Annotated in this window: 21 protein-coding genes; 2 read left to right on the top strand and 19 right to left on the bottom strand. The window is 53.2% G+C overall.

Annotated features, from left to right (window positions below):
* Positions 1–2: 2 nt before the first annotated feature.
* The 18 genes from B5D63_RS24440 to B5D63_RS24525 form a co-directional block, all read right to left on the bottom strand.
* Positions 3–3,533: a baseplate J/gp47 family protein gene (locus B5D63_RS24440; RefSeq protein WP_078671498.1), complete on the bottom strand. Its 3,531-nt coding sequence runs from the start codon at positions 3,531–3,533 to the stop codon at positions 3–5.
* 9 nt (positions 3,534–3,542) lie between these two features.
* Positions 3,543–3,989 carry a GPW/gp25 family protein gene (locus tag B5D63_RS24445; RefSeq protein WP_078671499.1) on the bottom strand — a complete coding sequence of 149 codons (447 nt, stop codon included), beginning with the start codon at positions 3,987–3,989 and terminating at the stop codon, positions 3,543–3,545.
* Between the two features lie 7 nt (positions 3,990–3,996).
* Complete coding sequence (gene vgrG / locus B5D63_RS24450; RefSeq protein WP_078671500.1) at positions 3,997–5,721, bottom strand: type VI secretion system tip protein VgrG; 1,725 nt, start codon at positions 5,719–5,721, stop codon at positions 3,997–3,999.
* A complete protein-coding gene (locus B5D63_RS24455) occupies positions 5,711–6,397 on the bottom strand; it encodes a CIS tube protein (RefSeq protein ID WP_078671501.1) in 687 nt (228 codons plus the stop codon). The genes vgrG and B5D63_RS24455 overlap by 11 nt, the downstream gene beginning before the upstream one ends.
* A gap of 22 nt (positions 6,398–6,419) precedes the next feature.
* On the bottom strand, positions 6,420–6,617 hold the full coding sequence (locus B5D63_RS24460) for a DUF5908 family protein (RefSeq protein WP_078671502.1): 198 nt from the start codon (positions 6,615–6,617) through the stop codon (positions 6,420–6,422).
* An 11-nt stretch (positions 6,618–6,628) separates the two neighbouring features.
* Positions 6,629–7,072 carry a phage tail protein gene (locus tag B5D63_RS24465; RefSeq protein ID WP_078671503.1) on the bottom strand — a complete coding sequence of 148 codons (444 nt, stop codon included), beginning with the start codon at positions 7,070–7,072 and terminating at the stop codon, positions 6,629–6,631.
* Positions 7,073–7,107: 35 nt separating this feature from the next.
* Positions 7,108–7,539 (bottom strand): phage tail protein, encoded by a 432-nt coding sequence (locus B5D63_RS24470; protein WP_078671504.1) that lies wholly within the window; start codon positions 7,537–7,539, stop codon positions 7,108–7,110.
* 32 nt (positions 7,540–7,571) lie between these two features.
* A complete protein-coding gene (locus B5D63_RS24475) occupies positions 7,572–9,491 on the bottom strand; it encodes a phage tail sheath C-terminal domain-containing protein (RefSeq protein WP_078671505.1) in 1,920 nt (639 codons plus the stop codon).
* A 35-nt stretch (positions 9,492–9,526) separates the two neighbouring features.
* Positions 9,527–10,081 (bottom strand): hypothetical protein, encoded by a 555-nt coding sequence (locus tag B5D63_RS24480; RefSeq protein WP_078671506.1) that lies wholly within the window; start codon positions 10,079–10,081, stop codon positions 9,527–9,529.
* A gap of 9 nt (positions 10,082–10,090) precedes the next feature.
* Complete coding sequence (locus tag B5D63_RS24485; RefSeq protein WP_078671507.1) at positions 10,091–10,633, bottom strand: Pvc16 family protein; 543 nt, start codon at positions 10,631–10,633, stop codon at positions 10,091–10,093.
* A 167-nt stretch (positions 10,634–10,800) separates the two neighbouring features.
* Entirely contained in the window at positions 10,801–11,070 is a 270-nt protein-coding gene (locus tag B5D63_RS24490; protein ID WP_078671508.1) for a PAAR domain-containing protein, read from the bottom strand.
* Positions 11,071–11,349: 279 nt separating this feature from the next.
* On the bottom strand, positions 11,350–12,345 hold the full coding sequence (locus B5D63_RS24495) for a c-type cytochrome (protein WP_078671509.1): 996 nt from the start codon (positions 12,343–12,345) through the stop codon (positions 11,350–11,352).
* Between the two features lie 18 nt (positions 12,346–12,363).
* Positions 12,364–13,497 (bottom strand): aryl-sulfate sulfotransferase, encoded by a 1,134-nt coding sequence (locus B5D63_RS24500; protein ID WP_078671510.1) that lies wholly within the window; start codon positions 13,495–13,497, stop codon positions 12,364–12,366.
* A gap of 81 nt (positions 13,498–13,578) precedes the next feature.
* Positions 13,579–15,219, bottom strand: a complete 1,641-nt coding sequence (locus tag B5D63_RS24505) for a RagB/SusD family nutrient uptake outer membrane protein (RefSeq protein WP_078671511.1) — start codon at positions 15,217–15,219, stop codon at positions 13,579–13,581.
* 18 nt (positions 15,220–15,237) lie between these two features.
* Complete coding sequence (locus B5D63_RS24510; protein ID WP_159456142.1) at positions 15,238–18,489, bottom strand: TonB-dependent receptor; 3,252 nt, start codon at positions 18,487–18,489, stop codon at positions 15,238–15,240.
* 293 nt (positions 18,490–18,782) lie between these two features.
* The gene (locus tag B5D63_RS24515; protein ID WP_078671513.1) at positions 18,783–20,003 is read right to left on the bottom strand and encodes a FecR family protein; all 1,221 of its coding nucleotides are present in this window, start codon (positions 20,001–20,003) and stop codon (positions 18,783–18,785) included.
* A 96-nt stretch (positions 20,004–20,099) separates the two neighbouring features.
* Positions 20,100–20,831 (bottom strand): RNA polymerase sigma factor, encoded by a 732-nt coding sequence (locus tag B5D63_RS24520; RefSeq protein WP_078671514.1) that lies wholly within the window; start codon positions 20,829–20,831, stop codon positions 20,100–20,102.
* Between the two features lie 157 nt (positions 20,832–20,988).
* Complete coding sequence (locus B5D63_RS24525; RefSeq protein WP_078671515.1) at positions 20,989–21,501, bottom strand: hypothetical protein; 513 nt, start codon at positions 21,499–21,501, stop codon at positions 20,989–20,991.
* Between the two features lie 74 nt (positions 21,502–21,575).
* Between B5D63_RS24525 and B5D63_RS24530 the strand changes: the two genes are divergently transcribed.
* Positions 21,576–22,502 (top strand): alpha/beta hydrolase, encoded by a 927-nt coding sequence (locus B5D63_RS24530; protein WP_159456143.1) that lies wholly within the window; start codon positions 21,576–21,578, stop codon positions 22,500–22,502.
* 164 nt (positions 22,503–22,666) lie between these two features.
* Here the strand turns inward: B5D63_RS24530 and B5D63_RS24535 are convergent, their stop codons facing one another.
* Positions 22,667–22,909 (bottom strand): hypothetical protein, encoded by a 243-nt coding sequence (locus B5D63_RS24535; RefSeq protein ID WP_078671517.1) that lies wholly within the window; start codon positions 22,907–22,909, stop codon positions 22,667–22,669.
* A gap of 335 nt (positions 22,910–23,244) precedes the next feature.
* On the opposite strand from B5D63_RS24535, the gene B5D63_RS24540 reads away from it, so the two are divergent.
* On the top strand, positions 23,245–26,502 hold the full coding sequence (locus B5D63_RS24540) for a SusC/RagA family TonB-linked outer membrane protein (RefSeq protein WP_078671518.1): 3,258 nt from the start codon (positions 23,245–23,247) through the stop codon (positions 26,500–26,502).
* The last annotated feature ends 7 nt before the right edge of the window (positions 26,503–26,509 follow it).

Below are 26,509 nucleotides of genomic sequence, written 5' to 3' on the forward strand. Positions count from 1 at the left end.
CTTTATGCGCACCCGCAGTTCTCCGCATTGTCAACCGTAGCGGCTGCCGTGGCGGGGATAGGGGTGATCACGTGATCGGTCGCCTTTACCGGCACAATGATGGCCGATTGCCGGTCGGGCGTGATAATATCTTTGAGTATGCCGGCGTGATAGAGTTTGACGTCTGTCACATAGTCGACATAGTATCTTTTTTCCATGAAGTTGACGATCATCGCGTTGGTGATCCTGTTCTCGAACCGCAGGTCTGCCTCTTCGGTATAGGCCCATGGCGCGAGAAAACGGGTAATTTCTTCCCGTAGCTGGTGGGTGAACAGTGTTTCGTCGTATTGCGGGAAGAAACATACTTTGGCTTCCACCCTTACCTGTTCGTAGTCCGGATTGCAGACGTGCAGGTGCACAAACGGAGATACCAGTTTTTGGAGGTATTCTTTCACCCGTTGCAGGTCGCTCATATAGGTGAACGGGCGTAGCGGGTCGATTCCGTTGCGCTGCAACAGTGAAGGGATGGTGATGACTGTCACATGTCCCGGCGCCATTTCGTTGTAGATACCGTTTTCGAAGCGGGTATGCGGAATACATTTGGCACGGTAGAGGTTGGGGAACTGCTGTAACACGAGGTGTTCATAATCCCACTTGCTGACGCTGCGTCCTTTGTGCCGCAGTTGTTCACTGCAGCGGATATAGAATTGCGTGTCTGATTCCTGCGGTGTGCCGCCAAAGGAGGAAAACGGTTGGGTGACCGTTTTGATCTCCGGTTGTGGTGTAGCCAGTTTGGCAATGGTACCGGCGGGCAATGGGGAAGCAAGCGTTTGTGTGGGTACGGCGCCCGGCACGAATGTGGCGGATACTGCTTGTGTAACGATAGACACGGTTTTGCAAACAGCTTCGTCTGCCTCCGCAATAGTGGCTTTCACCCAGTACTGCTGGTCGGGCATAATGTGGTGGCCCAGGCCTGCCTCACGAGGGATGTTAAAGGCGATAATGCCACTGCGGATGAGATTGTCGGTACCATCTGCTATGGCTGCGTCGTTAAAGGGAATCCATTCATCGCCTTTGAGGTAGTGCCACTTCACCTGGTGCTCCGGTTTGCTTACCAGCGGGTTGGCGGTACTTTCATCGATCTGGAACAGCAGGGTCACCTGCCTTGGCGGTGTGAACTGCTGCAGGCCGAGGTAGAATTCTGCCAGACTGGGCGTATTGCCCGTGGTATCGTGCAGGAACTGCGGCAACAGGTGTTGACCGATGGTGGTTTGTTTCTCCCCGAACGGATATACGTGAAAGAAGGCGGCTTCCGTTTGGGTATCGGCCACATACTGAAGGTATATCTCCTGCAGGGTGGGCGGGGTAAACAGCCCGGTGGCCACACCGGTGAGACTAAGCCCGTTGGCGGCCCTGGTGAGGTAGTTCATGCGTTGTGCCAGGCTGGTCTGGTAGCCAAGATCGTTGGTAAGATTGTAGCGAACGAAGCCGGTCACGCTGGCAGGAGAGTAAGGTGTATTCAGGTTACTGTAAACCGGTGCTATTTGGGTTTTATCGTCGATGTAAAAATGTTCTCTGGGTTTGTTGTGCAGCATCCCGTCGATGTCTGCATCGAAGATATCCAGCGGGTAGCGGATGATTTTCCATCCGTCGTTATGCCGCAGGATGTATAGTTGCGGTGAGTCGCCGAAGTCATGTTCCGTGCCTTGTTTCCACATAAACATGGGCGTTACGCGGGCGTTGTTTTTCTGGAAGATCTCATCGCAGCCTACCAGGAGCATGGCGCCGGGCACCGGTACCGCGCTGAAAGGCAGGAATGGTTTCGACGGGTCCATGACACCGGTGTCTGTCTGTACGTGGATATTTTTGACTTTGTCTACGCTGACGGTGAGCGTATACCCGGTGATGACAGTGTTTTTCAGCTTCGCCCATGCGGAGGTTTGGCTGGTGTTGTCACTGAGCAGGACGCGGAGCACGGGGGCATTGGTGTTGTAGGCTGCTTTGTGAACGGCTTTGCTGAAAGGCGTGGTGCCGGGAAGGGTGGACGCCATGGTGCAGGTCAGCACAAAGCCGCCCGTAGGTACGGCTGCCAGTCCGGTAATGGTAACAGGCGTCCAGCCGGCGGCGGTGGTCACGGCAGCGGTGAAATCGGCCGCGTTGAGGTTCGTGACCGGGCTGCTGGTAGCGACGCTGATGGTGATGGTGCGATTGCCTTCCCGCAGAAAGAGATAGTGGGAGGCAAACGCAAATCCTATGGCGGCAGCCGGCATGTTCACCCGTTGCACTTTGGTATAGTCTGCGAGTGTTTTATTGGCGAATGGGTGCCAGGGTGTCAGCGGTTCGTCGAAAGGTAGTCCGGCGCCGTCTTTGCTGGCGGGAAAAGAAGAGGCATATACGCGGTCTTTTGACATGGCCGGGTCGGCGTCTTCTGTGGGACAAACATACACGCTGCGCATATCGCTGATGGTGGCGGTATTGATCGCCAGGTCTGCATCGGTAGCATAATAGGCGTCGCTGCCATCGGGGAATTTCCCTGCTTTCAATTTGGTGCCTTTTGGCAGCAGGTGCTCTTCCGTGAACCGGGCGAGGGTAAAGGTCATAAACGCTTTGTCCGGCACGGGCTGTTTCTTCCGCAGGCGCAGGATCTCCTGGTAGTACAGTTCAAGATGCCTTTGTGTGAGCTCGTTGAGCTGCGTGCGGGAAAACTGCAGCAGTTTCAGGAAGGCGAGGAACAGCGCATTATGCGGTTCGTGGCTGTCCCACTGGCCGAGCGTCTCCTGCAGCTCCTGTGCCGCCGCCGCGGTTATTTTAACGATGGCTTTGATAAAGACATCGATCGCGCTTTTGAAGAAATTGTGATTGGCGGCGAAGTACAGCTTTTTGATTTTGGTGGTGGCAGGACTGTAGATGTCCGGGTCTACCGTGATGGCGCTGTTCCAGATAGCTGGAAAGCTATGACCGGCTGCCATGTCCGCATCATCTGTTGCGGCGCCGAAAATGGTCGTATAGATGTTGGCGTTAGGGTTGATCAGTCCATCAGTGACGGCTTTATTGTAGTAAGCCAGCAATTTTTTGAGTTGATCTTTGAGGCGGGTAGTGATCAGTGACTGTACCACTGCTTTCAGCAGTAAGGTATCGGGTAGCTGGTCCCGCATTTTTTCTATTTGCCAGGCGAGGGAAAAGAGGGCACTGAATATTTTACCATAGTAGTTTTTGGCTTGTGCAAGGGTGGCGGTGCCTTCCTGCAACGGTAGCAGGAATTTTTTCAGGGTATCGGCGAAGTCGCTGGTCTGCTGGGTAACGATGAGTGACAGCTGGGTGGAAATGTCTTTGTTAAAGAAATTCTCCCAGGTGGTGCCGTCGCTGTTGTTGTCGTTGTTGATGAACAGGAGGAAAGCGGATAATTTTTGGGTGAACACGAGATGGTCTGCAATGTTGTGTTCATCCACCGGGGCATAGGCAGGCCCGAGCGCGGGCAGCTGTCTGTCCTGCTGGGAAGTGCCGCTTCCAGGCACAAATAAGGGGTCCAATACCAACGGGCAATCCTGTGACATAATAGTGGTTTACAAAGTATCAGTGATATTGGGGGTAGTGTATAAGAAGTTCGGTATTTCCGTTCCTTCTTTGATATAGAACGGGAAGACATAGTTAAACCGGGAATTGGATGTCTTCACGATGAAATCTATTTTGATATACACAACGCCCTGCCATTCGTTGCTGCCGTCAATTTCGAGGTTTTCGAGTTTGATGCGGGGTTCGTAGAAGAGGATGGCTGTTTCCACTTTTTCGAGCATCAGCGTTTTCTGCCCGGTGTCCATCGGTTCGAATACAAACTCCTGCATGTCGCATCCGTAGCGGGGCTGCATGATCCGTTCGCCGGTGGCGGTGGTGAGCAGTATATGCAGGCTGCTGTAGATGTCTTCCACATCTTCCAGCATGGCTACGGTGCCGTATTTATTGAAGGCGGGCGGGAAGCTCCAGCCTCTGCCCAGAAAGCTGTTGTTGTCCATGGGGTTGTCAGTTTATTTTTACCAATCCTCCTTTGACGCTTGTCATACCGTTGCCGGCCGCCAGTTCGCAACCGCCGCCGCCATCGGCTTTAAAGCCCATCGTGGCTTTTACATCGGCTGTTTTGCCTTCTACGGTCATGGCGCCTGTAGCTTTGATGGTGATGTCTTTGGGGCTTTCGATACTGATGCCGTTGCTGTTCATCGTGATTTTATTACCATGTTCGTCCTCCAGCTGCAGCACATCGGCATCTTCTGATACCAGGAATTTTTTGCCTGCCGGGGTGTCGAGCTGGAAGCTTTTTTTCTCGTCGTTGAAAATCATTTTCATTTTACTGCGGGTGACAAATCCTTTTTCGTCGTTGGCGTCGGCTGCTTTCAGTGGTGCGGGTAAAGCGCTGCTGTTGAGGCCTCCCAGCACCACGGGATAGTTGGGGTCGCCATCGATGAAGCTGACCAGTACTTCATCATTTTTCTCCGGCCGGAAGAAGGAGCCTCTTTCTTTGCCGGCGTCGAGTGTGCTGACGCGGGCCCACACACCTTCTTCTTTACTGTTGATGAATGGGAGGGTGACTTTAATACGGTCTTCTCCTTCCGGATCATTTTCCAGTTGTGTAACGATGCCTACCTGCAACGCTGTGATACGGGATGCGGCCGCTTGTGCGCCGGGGGGTACCGGCGGCTGAAAGCCGATTTGTATATCTGTGGTCCAGTTGCCTTTCACGATCTGGTGACGGACGCCGGAAACAAAGGCGTTGCCTTCGAAGCGTTTACCCACTCCTTTGAGGGCCACGAGGTTACCGGGTTTTATTTTCGGGGTGCCCTGGAAGTTGGCGCGGCCGGTGATCCTCGATAGCCGGGCATGTTGCAGCAGCCCGTCAGCGGCCGGTTGCAGTTCCGCGCTGTTGATCCTGTTATTGAATTTCAGTTCCGTGTCTTTGGTTTTGATGCTGGCAGCGAGGTCTGTGCCGTTGATGTTACCGCCCAGGGTGCCGGTGGGTTCCTTTGCTTCCACGGAAGTGAGCTGTTGACCGGAATAGTCCCACAGGTAACTTTTAAGCCCTGGTGGCTGAGTGCGTGCGTCCATTTCAAGGTCCAGTTCCAGCAGGGAAGAGCCGTACTGGACTGTTTCCGCCGGCTGTTGACTTAGGTCCGGCGCCTTGATGGTGGCCTTGCCGTCATCTATTACTACGAGCAGGCCATTGGCGGCGGCTCTTTCCAGCAGGAAGTCCCAGTCGCTCAAATGGTATTGTACCAGTCCGGGATGTTTATAGCTGGTAGCATCCACGGTTTTCTGCATATCCCAGGCGGAGAGGATGTCTTCCATGACTTCTTTATCTTTCTGGTCTTTGTAGTATTTCTCCTGTGGGGTAACGGAGGCGGCAAATACTTTGTCCCTGCATTCGATCGTGAGCAGGGAGACGTTTTTGCGCACTTTGATGCTGTTGCGTATGACCACGCCTTTGAAGATCGTTTCGTCTTTACCACCATAGCCGGTTTTGATTTCTATCTCTTTACCCGGAATAAAGAGATCGGTGTCGGAGAGGGCAAATGTTTGTTTCGCGGCTTCTCCGTCCTGGTAAATCAATGTGGCGGCGGGAATGCGGTTCACTTCCTTGTTGACCATCACCGATGCGATCGGGTAGGAGCGTGGCACTTCCTGGCCGCCGGAGAGGACGGTGACGGTGGTCACGGAGGGTGTTCCGTTGGTTTGTATGTCGCGGTTATCGGGCATCTTCCAGTGGTAAAAAGTTAATAACGGTACCAGGTGTCAGTTTCCTGAAATTGGTGAGGTTGTTGGCGCGGGCCAGTTGAAAGTAATACGCCGGGTCTTCGTACTGGCGAAAGCTCATGAGCGACAGATGATCGCCGTTGGCCACGGTGCGTTGGTGCGTCAGATCGGGCGACAGCGGATCTTCTTTGGCCACACGTTTCTTGTCATCGATACTGCTTTTGAACGTTACCTTGGCGAGTGCACGGATGGGGCGGCCATCGGGTTTAAACAGTTTGAAGTTGATGTTGAGGGAAGTGAGCCTGCCGGCAAAAGCCATGGGGCCCCATATTACGCGGAAGTGCCGTGGCTCGTGTGCATCCCCTTCATAGTCTGTCAGCAGTTTTTTGAACTTTTTGATATCGTCCCATATATCGGCTCTGGGCTGCTCGTCAGCAATACCGGTTGAATCAAAGAGCAGTTCGAGGGCCAGTTCATCCGGTGCGATGGCTTTGAACTTCTGTTGTTTGCCGCTGGTACCTTGTCCCTGTCCTTCGGCGTATTCGATCTTATAGTTTAACTGGTAGCTTTCGGGGTTGATGAACGCATCGAAGTCGCCTGTTTTGGACCCGTCGTCCATTTCAGGTTTCTTGTATGCGATGATCTTTACTTTCTCCAGTTTTCCTTTATCAACGCTCATGGGGTTATTGTTTTACGCGGGGTTATTTTTCCAGCTTATCACGCAACACAGACATTACCTGTTCCACGCATTCGGCGATGATGAGGTCTTTATCGGCGTCCGCTTTGTCGGCCGGTGGTGGCTGATTGCCGCCGCCGCCGGTGTTGGGGGTGCTGCCGGGCGGGCTTTCAGCGGCGTTGACCACCACCCGGATATGTAATTCCCGTATTTGGATGGGCATAGCAGTATTTTTTAGCTGACAGTAAAAAACCGGTACCGGAGGTCCAGGCTTTCAACTACAATGGAACTGGTTTCTGCGTTCAGTTCCGTAATGGACCACTTTTTGGGCCAGGCCTGCGAAATGTTCCAGGTACGGATTGGTTCGTGCTCATTGTTGAGCAGGGTGATGACGACATCGGAGGGGGTGAACTCTCTGTCCTGAAAGGCTTTCATGCACCACTCGAATATTTTCGAGTCAGTCAGCAGCATACCTCTTTTGAGGGTGAGGTCGGGGTATTTGGTCCTGACCGGCAGGGTATGTTCAAACCTGTTTTCGCCGCCTTCCTTGACCGTTTCGGTTTCGTATTCCACCGTGAGACCTGCGACGGCCTGGAAGCGGGTGTCGTTATCACTTTTGCCGAGCCCGGTAAATTCCACTTTGAAGTGAAATCCTACCGGCGGGTAGTAACCAGCCATAGTCAACTGTTTATTTAGCCATTGTGGTTATTGGTTTATTTAACCAGGCTGATGCCTTCGTGTGCGATTTCTATTGTTTCTACCGCCACTTCGTTGGCATCTGCTTTCAGGTCGCTGGCCTGCACTTTCACGGGGAAGGCGTTGAGCACGGACCAGGTAAATACCGGCTGATGCACTTCATTCAGCAGTTTGATGGTGATGGTGCGCCTTTCTATTTTGCCGAGGTTGTTGACTTCCTTAAACCAGTCGAAGTATTCGGTTTTATTGGGGAAGGTGCCGCGTTTCATGGTGATGTTGCTGCTTTTCTGCAGGCCCGGCATTTTCACCTTGTTATAGTCTTTGCTTTGTCCTTCTCGGTATTCGATGACATCCACCTGTCTGTCGAGGCCTGTTACTTCTGTGAAGCCGATGGTAGTATCTCCCCATTTGACTTCAAAATGAAATTTAGGAATTGGATATTCAGCCATTGTGATAAAGTTTTATTGGTGAAAAAGATGGATTACGCCTGTGGCAGGATATGGGAGAAGCGCAGGATGATGAATTCCGCGGGTCTCACGGCAGCCATGCCTATTTCGACGATCATGAAGCCGTTGAGGATGTCCTGGGCGGTCATTGTTTTGCCGAGGCCTACCGCTACATAAAACGCCTTATCGGGTGTGGCGCCTTGCAGGGCTCCCTGGCGCCAGAGGGTGAGCAGGAAATTCTCGATCATGGCCTGCACCCTTACCCAGGTATTGGCATCGTTAGGTTCGAACACAAACTGCAGTGTGGCCTTTTTAGTGCTTTCTTCCACCATGTTGAAGAAACGTCTTACGCTGACATAGCGCCATTCGTTGTCGTTGCCGGCGAGGGTACGGGCGCCATATACGAGGGTGCCTTTGCCGGTGAAGGCGCGGATGGCGTTGATGGATTTGCCGGACACCACGTCCACGTTGAGCTGGTTGAGTTCACTGTTGGAGTAGATGAAGTCCGGTGTGCCGAGGATGCTGACGTTGGCCGGCGCTTTCCAGACACCGCGGGCGTTGTCCACCTGGGCGTATATGCCAGCGATAGAGCCGCTGGGAGGCAGTGCCATGCTGGTATTGTTGATACCTGCGATGATGCTTTTGAACAAGGGGAATCCGGCGGAGAGGGCATCGTTTTTTGCTTTCTCCAGGATAGCGGCGGCGTCGAGGATACCTGCCTGTATGGTGCTTTGGATGGCGTAGAATTCATTTTGCACCAGCGGGATGACGCTGAGCATTTTCGCTTTTTCGGTAGGGCCGGTGAGCACATTGTTGGCGGTGCCGGCGGCGCCCAGTACGCCGCCCCAGTTGGCGGTGGCGGTGCCGGAAAAAGTTTGAGTGGTGTATCCTGCGGTGGGGAGTGCTTTCAGGTCAGCCTGATAGTTGATCAGGTTGGTGTAACGGTCTTTGAGTGCGATCACTGTATTTTTCAGGTTCGTCACCATATCCGCATTTTTAAGCGTAGTGGCGGTGTCGAGGGTGTTGACGGTATTGGCGATGTCCAGCAGGTATTTAAAGACATCCTGCAGGTCGGCGGCGGTGCCGCTGAGGACGAACTTATTGACTTTTTTGTTGAAGAGGCTGTCCAGGCTTTCTGTGGCCAGCAGTGTGGTGAATTCCTGTTTAATTTTTTTGCTGTCGGCCGCGAGGTTGTCCAGGTCGTCGATCACTTTCTGTACGTTGGTGTCGGGCGTAAAGTTTTTGAGGGAGGCGATGAGTACGCCGGCTTTTTTGATTTTACCGACCATATCGGCATACAGGATGTTTTTGTCGAGCGCTACTTGTACCCACGGCGTATAGGCCATCCCGTATTTGAGGTTGTTGATACCTATTTTATCGCGGAATTCGGTGCCCTGTACATCGTTTCTCTTGAGGTCGAAGAGGCCTACGCGGTCTTTCAGGTCTTCGCACTGTTTCAGTGCGGACACCTGCAGGTCATAGAGGGCGGTGCCGGCGAGGGTGGCGGCATCGGGGAAGAGGAGGATGGTAGGTTCATCGTATTTAACGAGGGCATCGATGCCTTTCTGAATATCGTTTTGTACTGGTGCGCCGGCGGTATAAAGGCCTACGGACACGATGTAGCAGTCGCCACCGCCGTTGGCGTAGAACAGTCGCAGCGAGTCGTAGAGGAACCACTGGTAATCTACCTTTGCGCTGGAGAACTGGTTGTTGAGGTCGAGTTGTACTTCCGTGACGACGGGTTTGGCGGCGCCACCGAAATACAGCTGGTAGTCGGCGATAGAGCCGATGCGGGTCGGTGTATTGAGCAGGTCGCCGGGGCTCAGCATGTCTGCTTTTTCCGTATACCCGATAAATGCCGGGATCGCTGTTTCCACCGCTGCAATGGAAGGCGGAAACTTGGGCACTTCGTCTATATAAACGCCGGGTGTTTTGATGGCAGTTAAATTGAGCATGTGATGGGGTTTAAGATGTGATGGTTATAAAAAGTTTATTGTTCGAATAGCAGGGTGAATTTGCTGTTGGGCGTTCCTTTCTGGTATTTGAGTTTACCGCCGGGGTCCAGCAGGTCGTAGTTGCCGGGGCCGCGGATGATATTGATCTCGATGTACCCGAAGAGCCTTTCGTTGTCGGTGGGGGCGGCCACGGTGACCGTTTGTTTGGAAATATCAGGATAGGTGCTGCCGTTTGCTTTGGCCACGGCGTTACCGAATACATATCTTCCTTCCTTTGTGCCCACCAGGAAATGGGCGTCCAGTTTGGTATGCGCTGCAACGACCGGAATAAATGTAAACCCTATCCTGATGTTTGTATAGCTGAGATCACAAACCGGGTCTTTGTCGGCCTTGACGGCGGTGGCCAGCCGCAGGCCGCCATTGAAGGGGCGTACGACTAGCTTTTTATCGTCGAGTTGCCGGAGCGTGTCGTCGTCGGGGTACCACTGCATCCATTCCATCACCGGCAGGGAGGGCTGTGCGGCGGTCACATACTGGTGTGACAGGGCTATTTCGCAAACATGCTGATAAGCTACGGAAATGTTTTCCATCAGAGACAATCACTTTTTAGGGTCAATAACACTGAATTTTCCGGTGATGGTTTCGATTACGCCATCGCCTGTCACCACATTGCTGTTATGTAATTCAATCACGCGCATCACATACATAATGCTGGGGTATACCTTGCCGCCGAGGATGGCCCACAGGTGGTTCATCTCCTCGAATGACGGGGAGTACATGTTGAGTACCACCCGATAGTCTGTACCGTTGTAGTTGGTAGAAAACTGGTTTTGTCCGTGAATGAAACGGATGATTTTCCCTATGTCAGATACTGCATCCTTATAAGCATTTTTCCGCGAACTGAAAAGGATGTAGGCATTGAGGAATACATAGGGGTTAAAATATTCTGTTTTCAGCGTAGCGTTGTTCACCCGGGAGTAAGCCGTGTTTTTTAAGGACGGCTCTTCTTTCAGGTTCACCAGCGTGAGCATTACGGACGGCGCGGCATTGCCCGGGCTGGCAATGTTGCCCAGATCGAAGTCACCGCCCCCAAATAGCGGTTTAAGGCTATCACTGATAATAGTCAGTATTTCGGTCAGCATACGTATATTTTAAACTGTATCCTTTATAACGAAATAGCAATAACAATCCACTCCCGGTCGGTCATCTGCCGAAGGCAAACCACCAACGAAAAGAAAAAGCAAACCTGTTCCGTTTCATTACCTGCCATGCAGATAATGATCAAAAGGGAACGTAGTCATCTGTGAAATCAGCCAATCAGGACATTCATGGCGCCTGTTGTTACGGCACCTCCGTGGGCTGTACTATCGCTTAATCGCGCTGCCGGCTTACCACCTATCAACACTGTGGCAGATCCGGTAATGATGGCATCAGGTGCTATAGGACAAACACAACTGTCTCCTATAACAGCCGCAGGTTTGCCGCCAATTAATACGGTCGGGCATCCCGGGCCAAGGACAGGTCCTCCTCCATGTGAACACACATGAAGATCCCCAATAGTCGCCGCTGGAAATGACATAAAGCAACAATGAAATTACTTCTCTTCTGAACTGCTCGTCTTAAACAAATTGAAATACTAGTCTCGAGTCTTCCTCCTGGCGTATTTGGGGTATTCACTAATCTTTGAGGTTCAATAACAACGCTGCCAGGAAAAAAGAGCATAGTAGAAATCCGACAATTAAGGTAGAGATTAATTCCTTTACAACCAAATTATTTTTCAGCAAGGAATAAAAAAGCTTCCCGGTGAACGGGAAGCGCTACAGGGTGACATAGTATATTTATTAGTTAGGATTCCTTATTAATAAGAAGATTTCATGCCTTTTTGTTCCCGGTAACTGATCACCGGGCGGAAGGGGCCATACTTGTGCTGCCGCGCGGAAAACGTATCTGCGAAAGGCCCTTTGTCATAGTCAATGGCCTTCTCTGCTACATGAGGATAGTCATAGTTTTTGACATCCGGACGGGCATGCAGGCTGTCATTATTCACAAAAGCAGCAATATCCAATGCTTCTTCGTCGGTGAGGAAAGGCTTGTTCCACGTCGCTTTATCGTACGGCATATTGGCTTTCAGCCACTGCGCCTGCTTAATCACCCGGTGCATACTGGAGCCAGGCTGGTAGCTCTGGGGGCCCCACAACGGCGGATAAGTGTACGTGACGCCGGCCAGCTGGCCTTCTCCGTTTTTGCCGTGACAACGGGCACAGTAGTCCTGGTATAATGTGCTTCCTTTCTCGGGATCGGCAGCAGTATCCGGCAGCTTCACCGCCAGGTTGTGACTGCCCTGGTGCGGCTTGTCCTTCGGAACAAAACTATTAATCCACCGGAGATACGATAGGAACGCTACCATCTCCTTGCTGTCCAGCGGCAATGGTTTACCGTTATGAGGGCGCGTTACACAGTTGTTGATCCGCTCGGCCAGCGTCAGCACCTTGCCTTCCCGTGCACGGTATTGCGGGTACTGCTGGTGGGAAGTCATCAGGTTAAAGGAAAAGGCTTTTGTGCCTCCGTCCTGGTGGCAGTTGGTGCAATTCATGCTATTGCCCAGGTAACGGCCATTGACGCCGTCCGGACCAATATAATAAGCCGTGTTCAGCATCAGCGCACGGCCATAGCGGACCAGTTCACCGTATTGGTCGTCCGGGATTGCAGTGGTGTCCACCTTCAACAGCACGGGTGCATCTGCGACGGTACCAGCAGGCGCCTTCGCGCTGCTGCCGGTATTGCAGGACCAGATCGTCACGGCGGCAGCTGCCGCCAGAAAACAACCGGTGCGGATATATTGTATTGTCGTCATAAACAAAAGCTTTGCATGTCATTCTGCAATGACATAGGGTAATAACTGTGAGGGAGAAATAAATTCCGCCCGGTACGGAATGAAAGTGGTACGCAGTGTCCACAGCGGATGGCCATTGCGGGTGGTCAGTATCACCGTGTTGCGTTTGGAGCAGCATTGCACGACGTGGCCATGCCCCACGAGATAAGCGCTGCCCATCCGCTCATTGAAGAGATAAGGCGGCAGTACGCTCTTCATGGTCACGCTAACCTGGCGGGCGCTGTCGTTCAACCGGAAGGCCAGCGTCTGCGACTGCTGCCGGGAAACGCCGTTGTCGAACAACATCAGGTCGTTGTCTGCATTGATATGTACGGCATGGCCCATATCAAACGCCGCGGAACCGGGAATGGCAAAATCGCCGCCCCTGCCAAATTTCCACATCACCTGGCCGCTTTGGGCATTGACTTTCCATATCTGCCCGTTGTTATAAAATGAAACCAGGTAATTGCTGTCTTTGTCGAAACTCAGGCTGTTGGCGTGCATCCAGTCGTGCCGCGTACGCAGGATACCCGTATCCGCGGTTGGCTCCAGCGCGTCAAACACGCTCCACTGCCAGCGGCGGCGGCCTTCCCGATCATAGACCACAATGCCATCACTTTTGACGGTATCCTGCTCACCGCCGCCTTGCAGCGACAGGTCCACTATCTTTTGCACGCTGGTGAGCGCCACTATTTCGCCGGCGCTTTTACGCAGTACTTCATGATGCACATCCGCCAGGAAGTCTTGTTGCCCTTTTTTCAAATGCAGCAACGTATCGCCCCGCAGGCCGATCTCCAGTATCTCATCGCCGTAACTGGTCGGGAAATTTTTATCGCCGAGGATGCAGAGGAAAGTCTGCTGCTCCGTCAGGTGGGCGGTTTTGAAGCCGGTACCGTGTACCTGGTGGTACCAGACAATGCGTCCTCCGGCATTGACCAGGTAAATCATACCGGGATCATCGCGCTGGTTGAGCAGCAGGAACCCGGTCCGGAAATCCGCCGGCAGTGTTGCTCCGGGTGCGGTGGTGGCTTTCAGCTGGTCCTGGAGGGCCGGCGGCACCTCCATCCTGATACGGATGGTGCTGGCGGTACAGCTGCAGAAGAACAGCAGCAGGCAAAGCAGGCGTGTGTGCATGGCAGTTAGTTTGGCCCCGGGCTTTCAGCCCCGGGAGAGCAGAATAGCCCCCCGGGTTTTTAAGCCCGGGGGCGATGATTATTATTTCCACAGATCGTTCTGTGTGGCTTTTGGATTGGCATTCAGCTCCCTTGCAGGGATAGGCAACACATAATGTTTCGCCTTGAAGGTGTTAGCGCCTTGTTTCTGGCGGGTGGTAAGGATGGATGCCAGTTGTGCGGCGGACTTGTTCCAGCGGCGCAGATCGTAGATCCTGTTTTGTTCGTAGAAAAATTCCAGCAGCTTCTGGTGGTCTATTTCCGCCATCAGCTGATCGGGACCGGGCAGTTGCGTTGCGGTTTTAGGAGCCAGGCCGGCACGGGTGCGTATCTGGTTAATGTCTGCCAGTGCCACGCCGGTGTGGCCGTTACGGGTGGCTGCTTCTGCGCGCAGGAGCAGCACTTCGGCGAAACGCATCACGCGGTAGTTGGCGGTAGATGGCGTGGCCCCCCAGTAGTTATCGGCATTGGCTACGTTGCGCCAGGCGCCCGTGTATTTTTTGATCAGGAAACGGCCGTTGGTAGTAGTGTCCAGTTTCGTGTCCGGATAGAGCCGCACGATTTTGGAGCGTGCGGAGCTCCATAGCTCATCGAACGTTTTGCTGTCGTAAAAAGTGGTGTCGTTTTCACCGAGGGTGGAACGTTTCCACATCAGCGTAGCGTACATGCGTTTGTCGAATTTGGAATCTGCGCCGGTAGGCCGCTGTTCTTTTACAAACTGGGACACCAGGTAGTTGGACGGTACATATTTAAACCACCCGCCGCCGGCCGGGGGACCGATGAACTGCGGGATATAGTTAAACATTGGTGAATTGGCCGTTTCAGCGCCCCAGGGACCGTAAGGGTCGCCGAGGGGAGCGCACACCCATTCGAAGATGGATTCTTTGTTGAACTCTTTCTGATCGGTGAAATTGTCTTCGAAATTATCCATGAGGCCATAGTTGTAGGGCGCCTGTGTGAGCAGTGTCAGCGTGGCTTCTGCCTGTGGATAGTTCTCCATATAGAGGTAGGCCTTCCCCAGGAAAGCAGTGGCGGCGCCTTTGGTGGCCCTGCCTTGCTCTTTGGGATCGCGTGTTACCGGCAGTTTATCTTTGGCGGCAGAGAGGTCGTTGACCACCTGTTGCCATACCTCTTCCTTGCCGGCGCAGGGGGCGGCATAGGCGTTGGTCGTTTCCACAGGTTCGGTGCGCAGTGGCACGCCGCCCCAGTTGGCGGCCAGGATAAAGTAGGAGATGCCGCGGAGGAATTTGGCTTCTGCGATGTAGATGTCCTTCTTTGCGGCGTCGACCGGCACTTTATCGATACGCGCCAGTATCAGGTTAGCGCGGTGGATGCACTGGTAAGTTTTCTCGAAGATATCGGCGGCATCGCTGTTGTTTTCATCGTTGGTATACGAGCCGATGGCCCAGGTACCGGGTTCTTCGCCGGGGAGGGTAAACACGTCGTCGCCCATGGCATTGATGTCCTGCAGCCCGGTAAAAGCGCCCCAGTAGCCATAGAGCGGAAGGCGCAACGGGCTGTAAGCGGCTGCCAGCGCCATGCTCAGGCTGCTTTCATCTTTCCAGAAATTGGTTTCGGTGATCCTGTTGGGATCAGCCTGTGTGAGAAAGTCGCGTTCGTTGCAACTGCCGGCCAGCGTCATCGTCAGTGCCAGTGCGCCGATATATTTGAATGATTTTTTCATGAGTTGTTTTTTTGACGGTTAGAAGGAAAGGTTCAGGCCCAGCAACAGTGTGCGTGACAGGGGGTAGGCGTCCCAGGAATTGTCCATGCCGCGGGACAGTGCGCCGCCGCCAAGGTCCGGGTTGTAGCCTTTGTATTTGGTAGCGGTGAAGAGGTTTTCAGCGGAACCAAAGAATCTTACCCTGTCGATACCCCATTTGCCGGTGAGGGAAGCGGGCATGGTGTAACCTAATTCAAAACGTTTGAAGCGCAGGTAGGAACCGTTCTCCAGCCATCTGTCGCTGTTCTCTCTTTTGTTGTTGTTAGGATCGGAGAGGGTGAAGCGTGGGAAGCTGGAATGGTTTTCCGGGGTCCAGGCGTCGAGAACGGTGGTGGAGAAGTTGGTCACTTCTGTCATTTTTTCCATCCATTGTCTTCTGCCGTTATAGATTTTATTCCCGGAAACGCCTTCAAAGAAGATGTTGAGATCGAAGCCTTTATAGGACAGGTTGGCGGCCAGGCCCATGGTGAATTTGGGGAAGGGGCTGCCGAGGTTCTGTACGTCCTGGTTGTCGATTTTGCCGTCGCCGTTGAAGTCTACGAACCGGATATCGCCGGGTTTGGCGTCTGGTTGGATGAGGGTACCGTCTTTGCCGCGGTGGGCTTTCACTTCTTCTTCTGAATTAAAGATACCGTCGGTTTTGATCAGGAAGAAGGAGCCGATGGGCGCGCCTACTTTAGCCCTGGAGATATCGCCAAATTCCTGTCTGCCGGAGCCTACGGTGATGGCGGTCATTTCGTTGGCGGTATGGGAAACATTGAACATCACGCGGTATTTGAGGCCGCTGCGGGTATGGTCGGCATATTCCACGGAGGCTTCGTAGCCTTTGTTTTCGATCACGCCGGCATTCAGTGTAGGCGTACCCGTTTTACCGACAGAGAGTGGGAACGGTACGCCGAGGAGTACGCCGCTGGTTTTTTTATGGAAGACTTCAAAGATCACGAACAGTTTGTTGTCCAGGAAGCCTGCGTCGATACCGCCGTTGATGATCTTGGTTTCTTCCCAGGAGAGGTCCACGGGGGAGGCGTAGGAGCTGGCGGTAGCGCCGGGCCAGAGGACATTGCCCTGTACATAGTTGATACCGCTGGTGATGGCCGTTTGGGTGAGGTAGTTGCCGATCTCCTGGTTGCCCAGTACGCCCCAGCTGCCGCGCAGTTTCAGGTTGCTGACCACATTGCGCAGGCCGGAGAAGAAGTTTTCGTTGTGGATGTTCCAGCCGGCGGAGAAAGAGGGGAAGGAGCCGAACTGGTAGTCGTTGGCAAACCGGGAGGAGCCGTCCCGGCGGATAGAGGCGGTGAACAGGTATTTGGAATCGTAGGAGTACATGATACGTCCGAAGGTGGAAAGGATCGCGCTCACGTTGGCGTCGCCATTATTTTTCTGGGAGCCTGCGGTGCCTGCGCCCAGCACGGAGGTGCCATCCGGCAGGTCGTTGCGGGAGGCGCTGAAGCCGGAGTAGGTATTTTTCTGGGCGGTATAACCGGCTACCGCGTCGATATTGTGTTTGCCCAGTTTTTTGGTATAGCTCAGGGTGTTTTCCACCAGCCAGGAGTTGGCGGTAGTGCTGCCTTCTTCGAGGTCGGGCAGGGTGTTGGCGGCGTTACCGTCGTTGTACATGCCGGTATAGGTGCGGGTACGTCCCTGTGTTTCTGTGAGGCCGACATTAAACCGGTAGCGGAGGCCGTCGATCAGTTTCACTTCCACGAAGGCGTTGGCCAGCAGGTTGAGGTCTTTAGCGCTTTTGTTGACTTTTTCCAGCAGGGCGACGGGGTTAGACAGATTTTTCATGTATATCGGTCTTCTGCCGTATCCGCCGAGGTCCTGGGCAGGATCGTAAACGGGAACGGTGGCGGGCATCACGAGGGCGCTGCCCACGAGGCTGTGGGTTTGGTCGCCGCCGCTGGGAGCGAGGCGGCTGACGCCTCTTTTGATGATAACGGTCTCGCCTATTTTGATGCTGCCTTTTTCGTATTGTGTTTTTACGCGGAAGTTGGCGGCGGAGTAGTCGGTATTGATCATGGTACCGTTTTCTTTCAGGTATCCGCCGGAGAGGTTGTAGGTAAAGTTTTTGGAGCCGCCGCTGAAGTTAACGTTAGTACGGGTGATGGTGGCCTGGCGGAAGATGGCGTCCTGCCAGTCGCTGTTGATGCCGTTGTAGTTGGGGATGCCGGTCATATTGGCCTGCATCAGTTTAGTCCATTGTTCGCCGTTGAGGAGGCTCATTCTCTTGGGCACGGACTGTACACCGACCCAGCTATCGATTTCCAGTTTGGGAACGGCTTCTTTTGCGCCGCCTTTGGTGGTGACGATCACTACGCCGTTGGCGGCGCGGGAACCGTAGATGCTGGCGGTGGCCGCATCTTTCAGTACTTCGATGGATTCCACGTCGTTGGGGCTTACGCCGTCGATGCTGTTAACGAAGACGCCGTCCACGATAAACAGCGGGGCGTTGTTGCCGAGGGTGCTGAGGCCGCGGATGGTGATATTGAGGCCGGCGCCGGGGGCGCCGCTGGCGGATTCCACGGATACGCCGGGAACGCGGCCCTGGATGGCGCCGCTGATATTTTTGGAGACGTTGGCGCTGATGGTATTGACGCGAACGGAGGAAACGGAGCCGGTCACATCTTTTCTTTTCTGGGTGCCGTAGCCTACCACTACCAGTTCTTCCGTCTGCACTGCTTTCTGGCGGAGGGCGATGTCCAGCGGGCCGGCTTTGGTCACCAGTCTTTCGATGGTTTCGTAGCCGATAAAGGAGATGACGAGGGTGCCGCCGCCATCGGGCAGTTCGAGGGTGAAGTTACCTTTGGCATCTGAGCTGGCGCCTTTGGAGGTGCCTTTCAGTTTTACGGAGGCGCCGGTCAGCGGCTCGCCGGTGAGGGCGTCGGTGATACGGCCGTAAACGGAGATATTGGCGACGGGTTTTACTGCCGTGCCGTCGGTTTTAACGGACAGGATGATGGTATTGTCCACCACGCTGTAGTTGAGCCGGTTACCTGCCAGGGCCTGGGCCATGACATCTTCCAGGCTGGCATGGCTGGCGGAAACGGATACTTTGTCGGCTGTTTTCAGCATTTCCGTGTTGTAGAAGAAGGTGTAGCCGGTTTGTTTTCTGATCTCCCGGAGCACCTTGGTGAGTGGCACACGGTGCATGTCGAGGGTCAGCTTTTGCGAGTAACCGGTAGCGCTGACCTGCAGGGCCAGCACCAGCAGCAGAAAAGCAGTTAGCTTCATAACTTTCAGCATTTGCGCGCACACCGGGGACCACCGGTGTTTGACGGCATTTCTAAATGGCATAACTTTGTTAGGTTTTTGGTGAGCAATAAGGCTTTTACGACAATATTTGTTTTTTGTTTACCAGAACAGCTGACCGGGCATGTGGCGACATGTCCGGTTTTTTTATTTAAAGATTTTTTTATTTAAAGATTTTTTGATTTTGGAATTTTTTGATTTTGGGATGAAGTATCCTGGCGAGTCCCGAAATCCCAAAATCAAAAAATTCCAAAATCAAAAAAATTTATAAATCTCTACATGTTCTTTATAGTGATGGTTTTGTTGGTGATAGAATATTGAATGCCGGCTGTCTGCAGGATGCGCAGGGCCTGGGACAGCGCGGCTGTTTTACGGATGGAACCGGAATAATGCTGGTCGGGGATAGGGCCCTCATAAACGACCGTTACATCATACCAGCGGGCGAGCTGCCGCATAATAGAGGGCAGGTCGTCGTCTTCAAACTCGAACATGCCTGTTTTCCAGGCGATGGTTTTTTCGATGTCTGCTTCGGATACTGCGATGTGGTCTTGTCCCCTGGTGATGACCGCCCGTTGGGAGGGGGCCAGCACGGCTTGTTGTCCGCCGGGCCGGGATACCATAACTTTCCCGGTGACGAGCGTGGTGGTGCTGTTGTGTTCATCGGCATAATTCATAACGTTGAAACTGGTGCCTAATACAGTGATTTGCTGGTTGTCGCTGAGTTGTACGTGGAAAGGTTGTCGTGTGTCGGGAGTTATTTCAAAGTAGGCTTCTCCGTTAAGGTATACGGTGCGCTCGTTGCCGGCGAAGCGGGTAGGGAAACGAAGGGATGAGGCTGCGTTGAGCCATACCTTGCTGCCATCGGGCAGGGTGATCTGGTATTCACCACCGCGGGGGGTGGCGAGGGTATTGAAAAGAATTTTTTCTTCGGTATTGCCGGAGTGGTCGTACACGAGGGAGCCCTGGCTTTTATGGATGCGGGTGCCGTCTTTTTCTTCGAACTGGCTGGCGCCTGCGGAGTCGAGGGGGACGGTGGAGCCATCGGCCAGGGTGAGTACTGCTTTGGATGTGCCGGGTTTCGCGTCGTGGGCGGGCGGGGTGGCAGCGATCTGTTGCTGTTCACGGTAACGGCTATACTGATACCATCCGGTGATGGATATCAGCAGCAGTGCGGCGGCTGCGGCAGACCACCAGTAGAGCCGGCGTTGTTGGCCCCGGGCAGGAGGGGTTAAGGCAGCGGGCGCCTGTGCTGTTGTGTTGGCAACATGCTCCCGGAGCAACAACCTGAATTGGCCGACTGCAGCGTACAGCTGTCCCTGTTGCCCGTTGATGACATCGAATATTTTTCTGGCTTGCTCAAATGAAGCCTGCCGGTCCGGGTTTTCCCGGAGCCAGTCTTCCCACCGGCGGATATCTTCCTCGCTTATGCCCATGCAATAGCGAAGGAAGGAATCATCCTGTAAGAAATCTTCAGCGGAGGTAAAAGCGTTTTCCATGACGTGTTGCTATGATATAGTGTGCGGAATCCCGGGTTATTCCCAAAGAATCCGAAAATATTTTTTTCAGTACCGGACAAGGGGAGATAAAGACCTCTATTTCAAGGTGTTCACAATATTTAAATAGAGGTCGACCGCAAAAGGGCCCGTCAGAGGGCCTCTTTTGTGAACGGAGAGAGTGGTCTCCTGCGCAGGCAGGGTGCGGAGCGATTTGATGTGCAGCAGCATCAGCAGGGAGAAAGCGGCGGACAATATTTTAAGGGCGGAACCCAGCGTATTGTAAGCGGTTTTGGTGGTGATGCCGGTGCGGCGGGCCACTTCTTCCATAGACAGGCCGTCGAAATAGCGGAGCTCCACCAGTTCCTGCTGGCGGGGCGTGAGTTGCGCGATGGCCCGCCGTACTTTCCGGCGGAGTTCTTCGGTGGTTTGTACCGCCACTATGCGGGCTTCGTAGGAAAGCTCATAGGGCGCTGCGGTGGCGAAAGCGTCAGCGGCGGCGCCGGTCTGCTGTGACTGGCGGATGCCGGCAAATATTTTCCGGCGCAGGTAGGTGAAGAGGTAAGACTTCACATTCCGCACGGTGTTCAGCTGGTGCCGTTTGTCCCATATTTCCAGGAAAACATCGTTGATGGCGTCTTTGGTCAGCTCTGCGTCGCCACAGCTGCGGATGCCATAATTGACCAGGGACAGGTACATTTTTTCGTACAGGGCTACCAGCGCCTCCTGGTTGTTCTGACGCACTTCTTCCCATAACAGGGCGTTGGCGGTGTCCGCCTGCGGCTGGCCGGCAGTGTGCTGGTCGCGGAAAGTTACTGGTTCATTGTTCATCCGAATTATTCAGCTGTTTGTCAGGATGGTTGGTTAGTATCCTGTCTCTTATCACGTGGTAACAGTTACTGACTTTGGTTGTTTTTGTTCAGACAGGGAAGGTAGTAATAATTCACGTAGAATCGGCAAAAGGGGGGAAAGGGGAAAAGGAAGCCTCTTATTTGAGGCTTCCTGCGATATAGGTACAATAATCTTTGTATTTGTCCTGTTCCGCTGCCGGGTAGGTGATCATGATGGTCTGGAATACGTCTGATTCGCTGCCCATATAGTCGATTTTACGTTTTGCGGTCTTGCAGTAAACGATTTCACCTTTGTTGTTGGTGCCCGAATAAATGTAATAGTTAGGTTTGATGACCTGGTAGGCTACTTTAAGGCCTTTGGTGACGGACCGGAAGTTGTACTTCAGCGGGTCTGTGCCCGGCTGAACATTCTCGTCGATATCCGCAGGGTCCATTACCAGTTGACCGAAGGCGTATATTTTAGCCGTGCCTTTGAGGGCGGAAAACGTTTGGCCGTCACCGTTGCCGGATTCGCCATCGGCTTTAAAGTCGTCCGGATACTCCATACAGAACAGGAAACGGTTGTTGCAATACTGCTTTCCGGGCCCTGCCGTAAAGGAGAGGCACAGGATAGCCAGCAAAAGGGAGGTTACACAAATTGTCGCTTTCATAATATATGTTGAACCGCAAATGTAAGATGCTTTTTTACTACTTTCGCCCGGTAAAAAAATCCCCTTCCCGTTTCATGAAACAAATCCTTACCGCCCTGTTTTGCCTGGTATTGTGCCGGGCCCATTCCCAGAACTTATATGTAGAGACTTATGGCAACGCCAAAGACAAACCGGTCATCTTCCTGCATGGAGGTCCGGGGTATAACGCCGCCTTTTTTGAGCGGAGCACGGCAGCCAGGCTGGCTGACAAAGGCTTTTTTGTGATCGTTTATGACCGCAGGGGCGAGGGCCGTTCGCCCGACAGCGCCGCTCAGTTTACTTTCAGGGAGGCGCTGGCAGACATTGATGCTCTTTATAAAACGTACCGGCTGAAGAAGGCCGTTTTGCTGGGTCACAGTTTCGGTGGCGTGCTGGCTATTCAATATGCGGAGAAAAAACCGGCCGCCGTTGACGCCATCGTATTGGCAGATGCGTTACTCGATGCACAGGAAACTTACCGTACCATACTGGCAAAAGTGAAGGGTATTTATGAGGCAAAAAAGGACAGTATGAGCCTCCGGTATATCGGGATGATCGAGCAAATGGATACTGCCGGATTGGCATATAACTCCTATACGTTGGGTCATGCGATGCTGAATGGTTTATATGGTCCGGTGCATCCTTCTGAAGAGGCAAAGCTGATCTACCAGGAAATGAAGCAGGATTCTGTCGTGAAAAAATACGGTAGCCAAATGACGCGACTGGCGCCAACGGGCTATTGGGAGCATGAACATTACACTACTTTGAACATGCTGCCGGCGCTCAGAAACCTGGTAGCAAAGAAGACAAAAATCTACGCCGTTTATGGGAGGGAAGACGGACTGTTTTCTGAAAAGCAGGTAAGTGAAGTAATGGAGATTATCGGCAGTGACCGGGTCGATTATTTGGAGGGGGCGGGGCATAATGTGTTCGCCGATCAGCAGGTTTCTTTCCTCGAAGATCTTAAAAAATGGCTGAAATAGGTCGTTTTTTATGTATTACTTAATAAAAATGCAGGTTTTTTAGACCTGCATTTTTTATTACCTGGTTGATAATATAGTGTTGTTGTAATCTTCAGATTATCAATTGGTTTATGGAAATTAATTAAAGTAAAGCAAAACTTTAAATAGTGCCCGGAAAATACCGTCTAGGCCGTTTGTCCGGCGCCTGGCCTGGTCCCGGTCTCTGCAAATACCAGGTCTCCCAGCTCCTCCAGCGAGTTGACCGTCACGAGGGAAACGTGTTCCATCGGCAAAGGAGAAAATAACCACCGGGGACCGCTCGCTACCACCCCAAATGCTGACCCTCCGATTTCGATTTTATACGACCTTTTGGCCGCTTGAAAAATGAAACCCAATTCCAGTAATTTATCATGACTGATTGCGGTCATCGTGTATATATATTTTCACGAATATAATAATTTAATTTAAATTGATAAAACCATCGGAAGAATTTAAAAATACATGAGCGGTAGGGCACAAGGAAAGTTAAAAGTCTATAAATTTTGTAGACTAAAAACTTGTAGTTACTTTTATCGCGCTTACGGATCATCATTTTTCTGCTGACAAAAGGGCAGCAGTACAGCAACCGGAATCGATCGCAGTTGGTATCGCGCTGGCACTCCTGCGCCCTCATTTTTAACAAAAAGATTGTCGCGCTGTTACCACCCGGAGCACACCAGGCCACCTGGTAAAACCACTCATTTGTTTAAACCAAAAGTTACCTATGGACTTATTTTACATTAATGCACGTAAGCGGACATGGGCTATCCTCCTGTTGATACTGGCCCTGGGTTCCCCGCTGTTTTTGCTGGCGCAACAGCGTGCAGGCGTAAGCGGTACCGTTCGCAATGACCGCAATGAAACCCTGCCAGGCGCCTCGGTGACGGCCACCAACACGGCTACCGGCGCCACCAGTTCCACTCAGACCAACGCGGCCGGCGTATTTCAGTTTCCCGATCTGCCCGCAGGGCCTTACACTTTCCGGATCACTTTTGTAGGACTGGAGCCACAGGTGCTGTCTGGCTACACCGTCAAAACAGGAACGCCCCTGCAACTGGCCGTCACCCTCAAAGAATCGGCTTCGTCCCTCAATCAGGTGGTGGTGGTCGGCTACGGCGTGCAACGCCGCCGCGAAGTGACCGGCGCCGTGTCTTCCATCCGCGCAGCGGAACTGAAAGACCAGCCGGTATCCAGCTTTGCCCAGGCGATTGCCGGTAAAGTGGCCGGCGTACAGGTGATCCAGAATACCGGCGCCCCCGGCGGCAGCCTCAGCGTCCGTATCAGGGGCCTTAACTCGATCTCCGCCGGCACCGACCCGCTCTACGTCGTAGATGGCTTCCCGTTATCCAACGATCTGAAGAACCTGCAAGGCACCACCGATGTGGTGGGCATCACCGGACAGGCATCTTTTCAGAAATCCCCCGATCCGCTCAGTACCCTCAACAGCGACGATATCGAATCCATCGAAATTCTCAAAGACGCCTCCGCGGCGGCTATCTATGGCTCCCGTGCGTCTAACGGTGTGGTGCTCATCTCCACCAAAAAAGGAAAAAAAGAAGGCCCGCCTTCCTTCAGCTATAACGCCTATGGCGGCTTCCAGCAGGTCAGCAAAAAGATCGATATGCTGGACGCTTACCAGTGGGCCAAACTGTCGTTCGACGCTAAAAACAACGCTTACCTCGATGCCAGACCCAATGGCAGCATCAACGACGACAACGCCACCCGCGGCAACTCCAACTACCAGATACCCCCTGAAATACTGCCCTACCTCAGAGGGGAACAGGGGCTGGTAAACACCGATTGGCAGGATGCGGTATTCCGCACCACGCCGGTACAGAACCACACGCTCTCCGCTTCCGGCGGCAATGATAAGTTCCAGTATTACATCTCCGGAAATTATCTTGATCAAAAAGGCATCGTGATCGCTTCAGGGTACAAAAGATATGGGGTAAGGGCCAATCTCACGGCCAATCTCACGCCCCGGCTGAAAGTAGGGCTCTCCCTGAACCCATCCTATGATCATTATGACCTGATCAACAGTGAAGGCCCCTGGACTTTCGACGGTATCCTGAGCAACGCCCTGAAGGCGGCGCCCATCTTCCCGGTGTATAACCCCGATGGCTCGCTGGCCACCAACAAACAAAACGCCTGGGCCTTCGGTTACTCCGGCGGTGAAAATCCTGTCGCCCTCGCCACCCAGATAGAAGATAAGCTGGACCATATCCGCAACCTCGGACATATCTATGGCGAATACACGATCATCAAGGGACTGACCTTCAAGACTTTCTTCGGCGCAGATATCAACTATTTCAACCGTAACTACTACCGGCCTTCCACGCTGGGCAGCTATAAGCCCATCCAGCAGACCGCGCCGACCGTGCCTAAAGGTTCCGCCCAAACGGCGCAATCGGTGAACTGGCTCTGGGAAAACACGCTCAACTATCATTTTGAAGTCTCCAAACACCGTTTTGATGTGCTGGCAGGGTATACCTCCCAGAAAAATACCACCAAAGCCAATGAAACCACAGGCACCGGCTTCCCTAACGATGCCGTACATACGATCAATGCCGCCACCATCACCAGCGGTACTTCCAATACCTCCCAATGGTCGCTGCTCTCTTACCTTGGCCGTGTCAACTACAACTACGACGATAAATATTTTGTGAGCGCCAGTCTGCGCAGCGATGGCTCTTCCCGTTTCGGGGCCAACAATAAATGGGGTTATTTTCCCTCCGTCTCCGGCGGGTGGCTCATCAGCAACGAGGCTTTCTTTAAAGTGCCCGTCATCTCCGAACTGAAGGCACGCGCGAGTTATGGTACCTCCGGTAACTTCCAGATTGCCAATTATGCCTCTTACGATCTGCTGGCCTCCAATAATTATATCCTCGGCAGCGGCAACGGTATTGTCGTCAATGGCGCAGGCCTTTCCCAGCCGGCCAACCCGGACCTGACCTGGGAAAAGACGGTGCAGTTCAACGCCGGCCTGGACCTCGGCCTCTTTAGCAATCGTATCTACCTCAGCGCCGACTATTATAAAACCACTACCTCCGACCTGCTGTTGAATGTCCCGGTGCCCTTCAGTTCCGGCTTCGCCACCGCGCTTAAAAATGTAGGCAAGGTGCAGAACAGCGGCGTGGAATTCGGACTGACCACCCGCAACCTTACCGGCGCTTTCAGCTGGAACACCAACATCAACCTGTCAGCTAATAAAAATAAGGTCCTGCAGCTTGGTCCCGGTAATGCGCCGATCCTTTCAGACGGGGGCAACGGTACTATCTCCCAGCTGTTTATCACCGCGGTAGGGCAGCCCATCGGCAGCTACTATGGTTATGTCAACGGAGGCGTCTTTAAAAACCAGGAAGAAATCAACAGTTATCCGCATTATGCCACTGCCAAACCCGGCGACCGCCGTTTTGTGGACGTAAACGGCGACAAAAAAATCGATGCCAACGACCGTACCGCCATCGGCAGCTATTTCCCGGATTTTATCTGGGGAATGACCAACGAGTTCCGGTACAAAGGCTTCGACCTGGCAATATCGCTGCAGGGCGTACATGGCAACGAGATCCTGAACCTGCAGCGCCGCTTTATCTTTAATATGGAAGGTAACGCCAACCAGATGGCCGATGCCCTGTCTTACTGGAAATCCCCGCAGGACCCCGGCGATGGTAACGTGATGCGGGCCAACCGTGTCACCAACGCCAACAGCGCACAGATCAGCTCCTTCCATGTGGAAGACGGTTCGTTTGTGCGTTTGCGCAATGTGACCCTCGGTTACACCTTCAACAAAAAAATGCTGGGCAATCGTATCAACGCCCTGCGGGTATACGCGTCCGGACAGAATATTTACACCTGGACACGTTACACCGGGTACAATCCCGAAGTCAACGCCCGGCCCGACAGCCCGCTGTCGCAGGGAGAGGACTATGGCACCTATCCGCTGCCCAAAACGTTTATCGCCGGCTTAAATCTTTCATTCTAAAATCTGG

Source organism: Chitinophaga eiseniae (assembly GCF_900167135.1).
GTDB classification, from domain to species: Bacteria; Bacteroidota; Bacteroidia; order Chitinophagales; family Chitinophagaceae; genus Chitinophaga; species Chitinophaga eiseniae.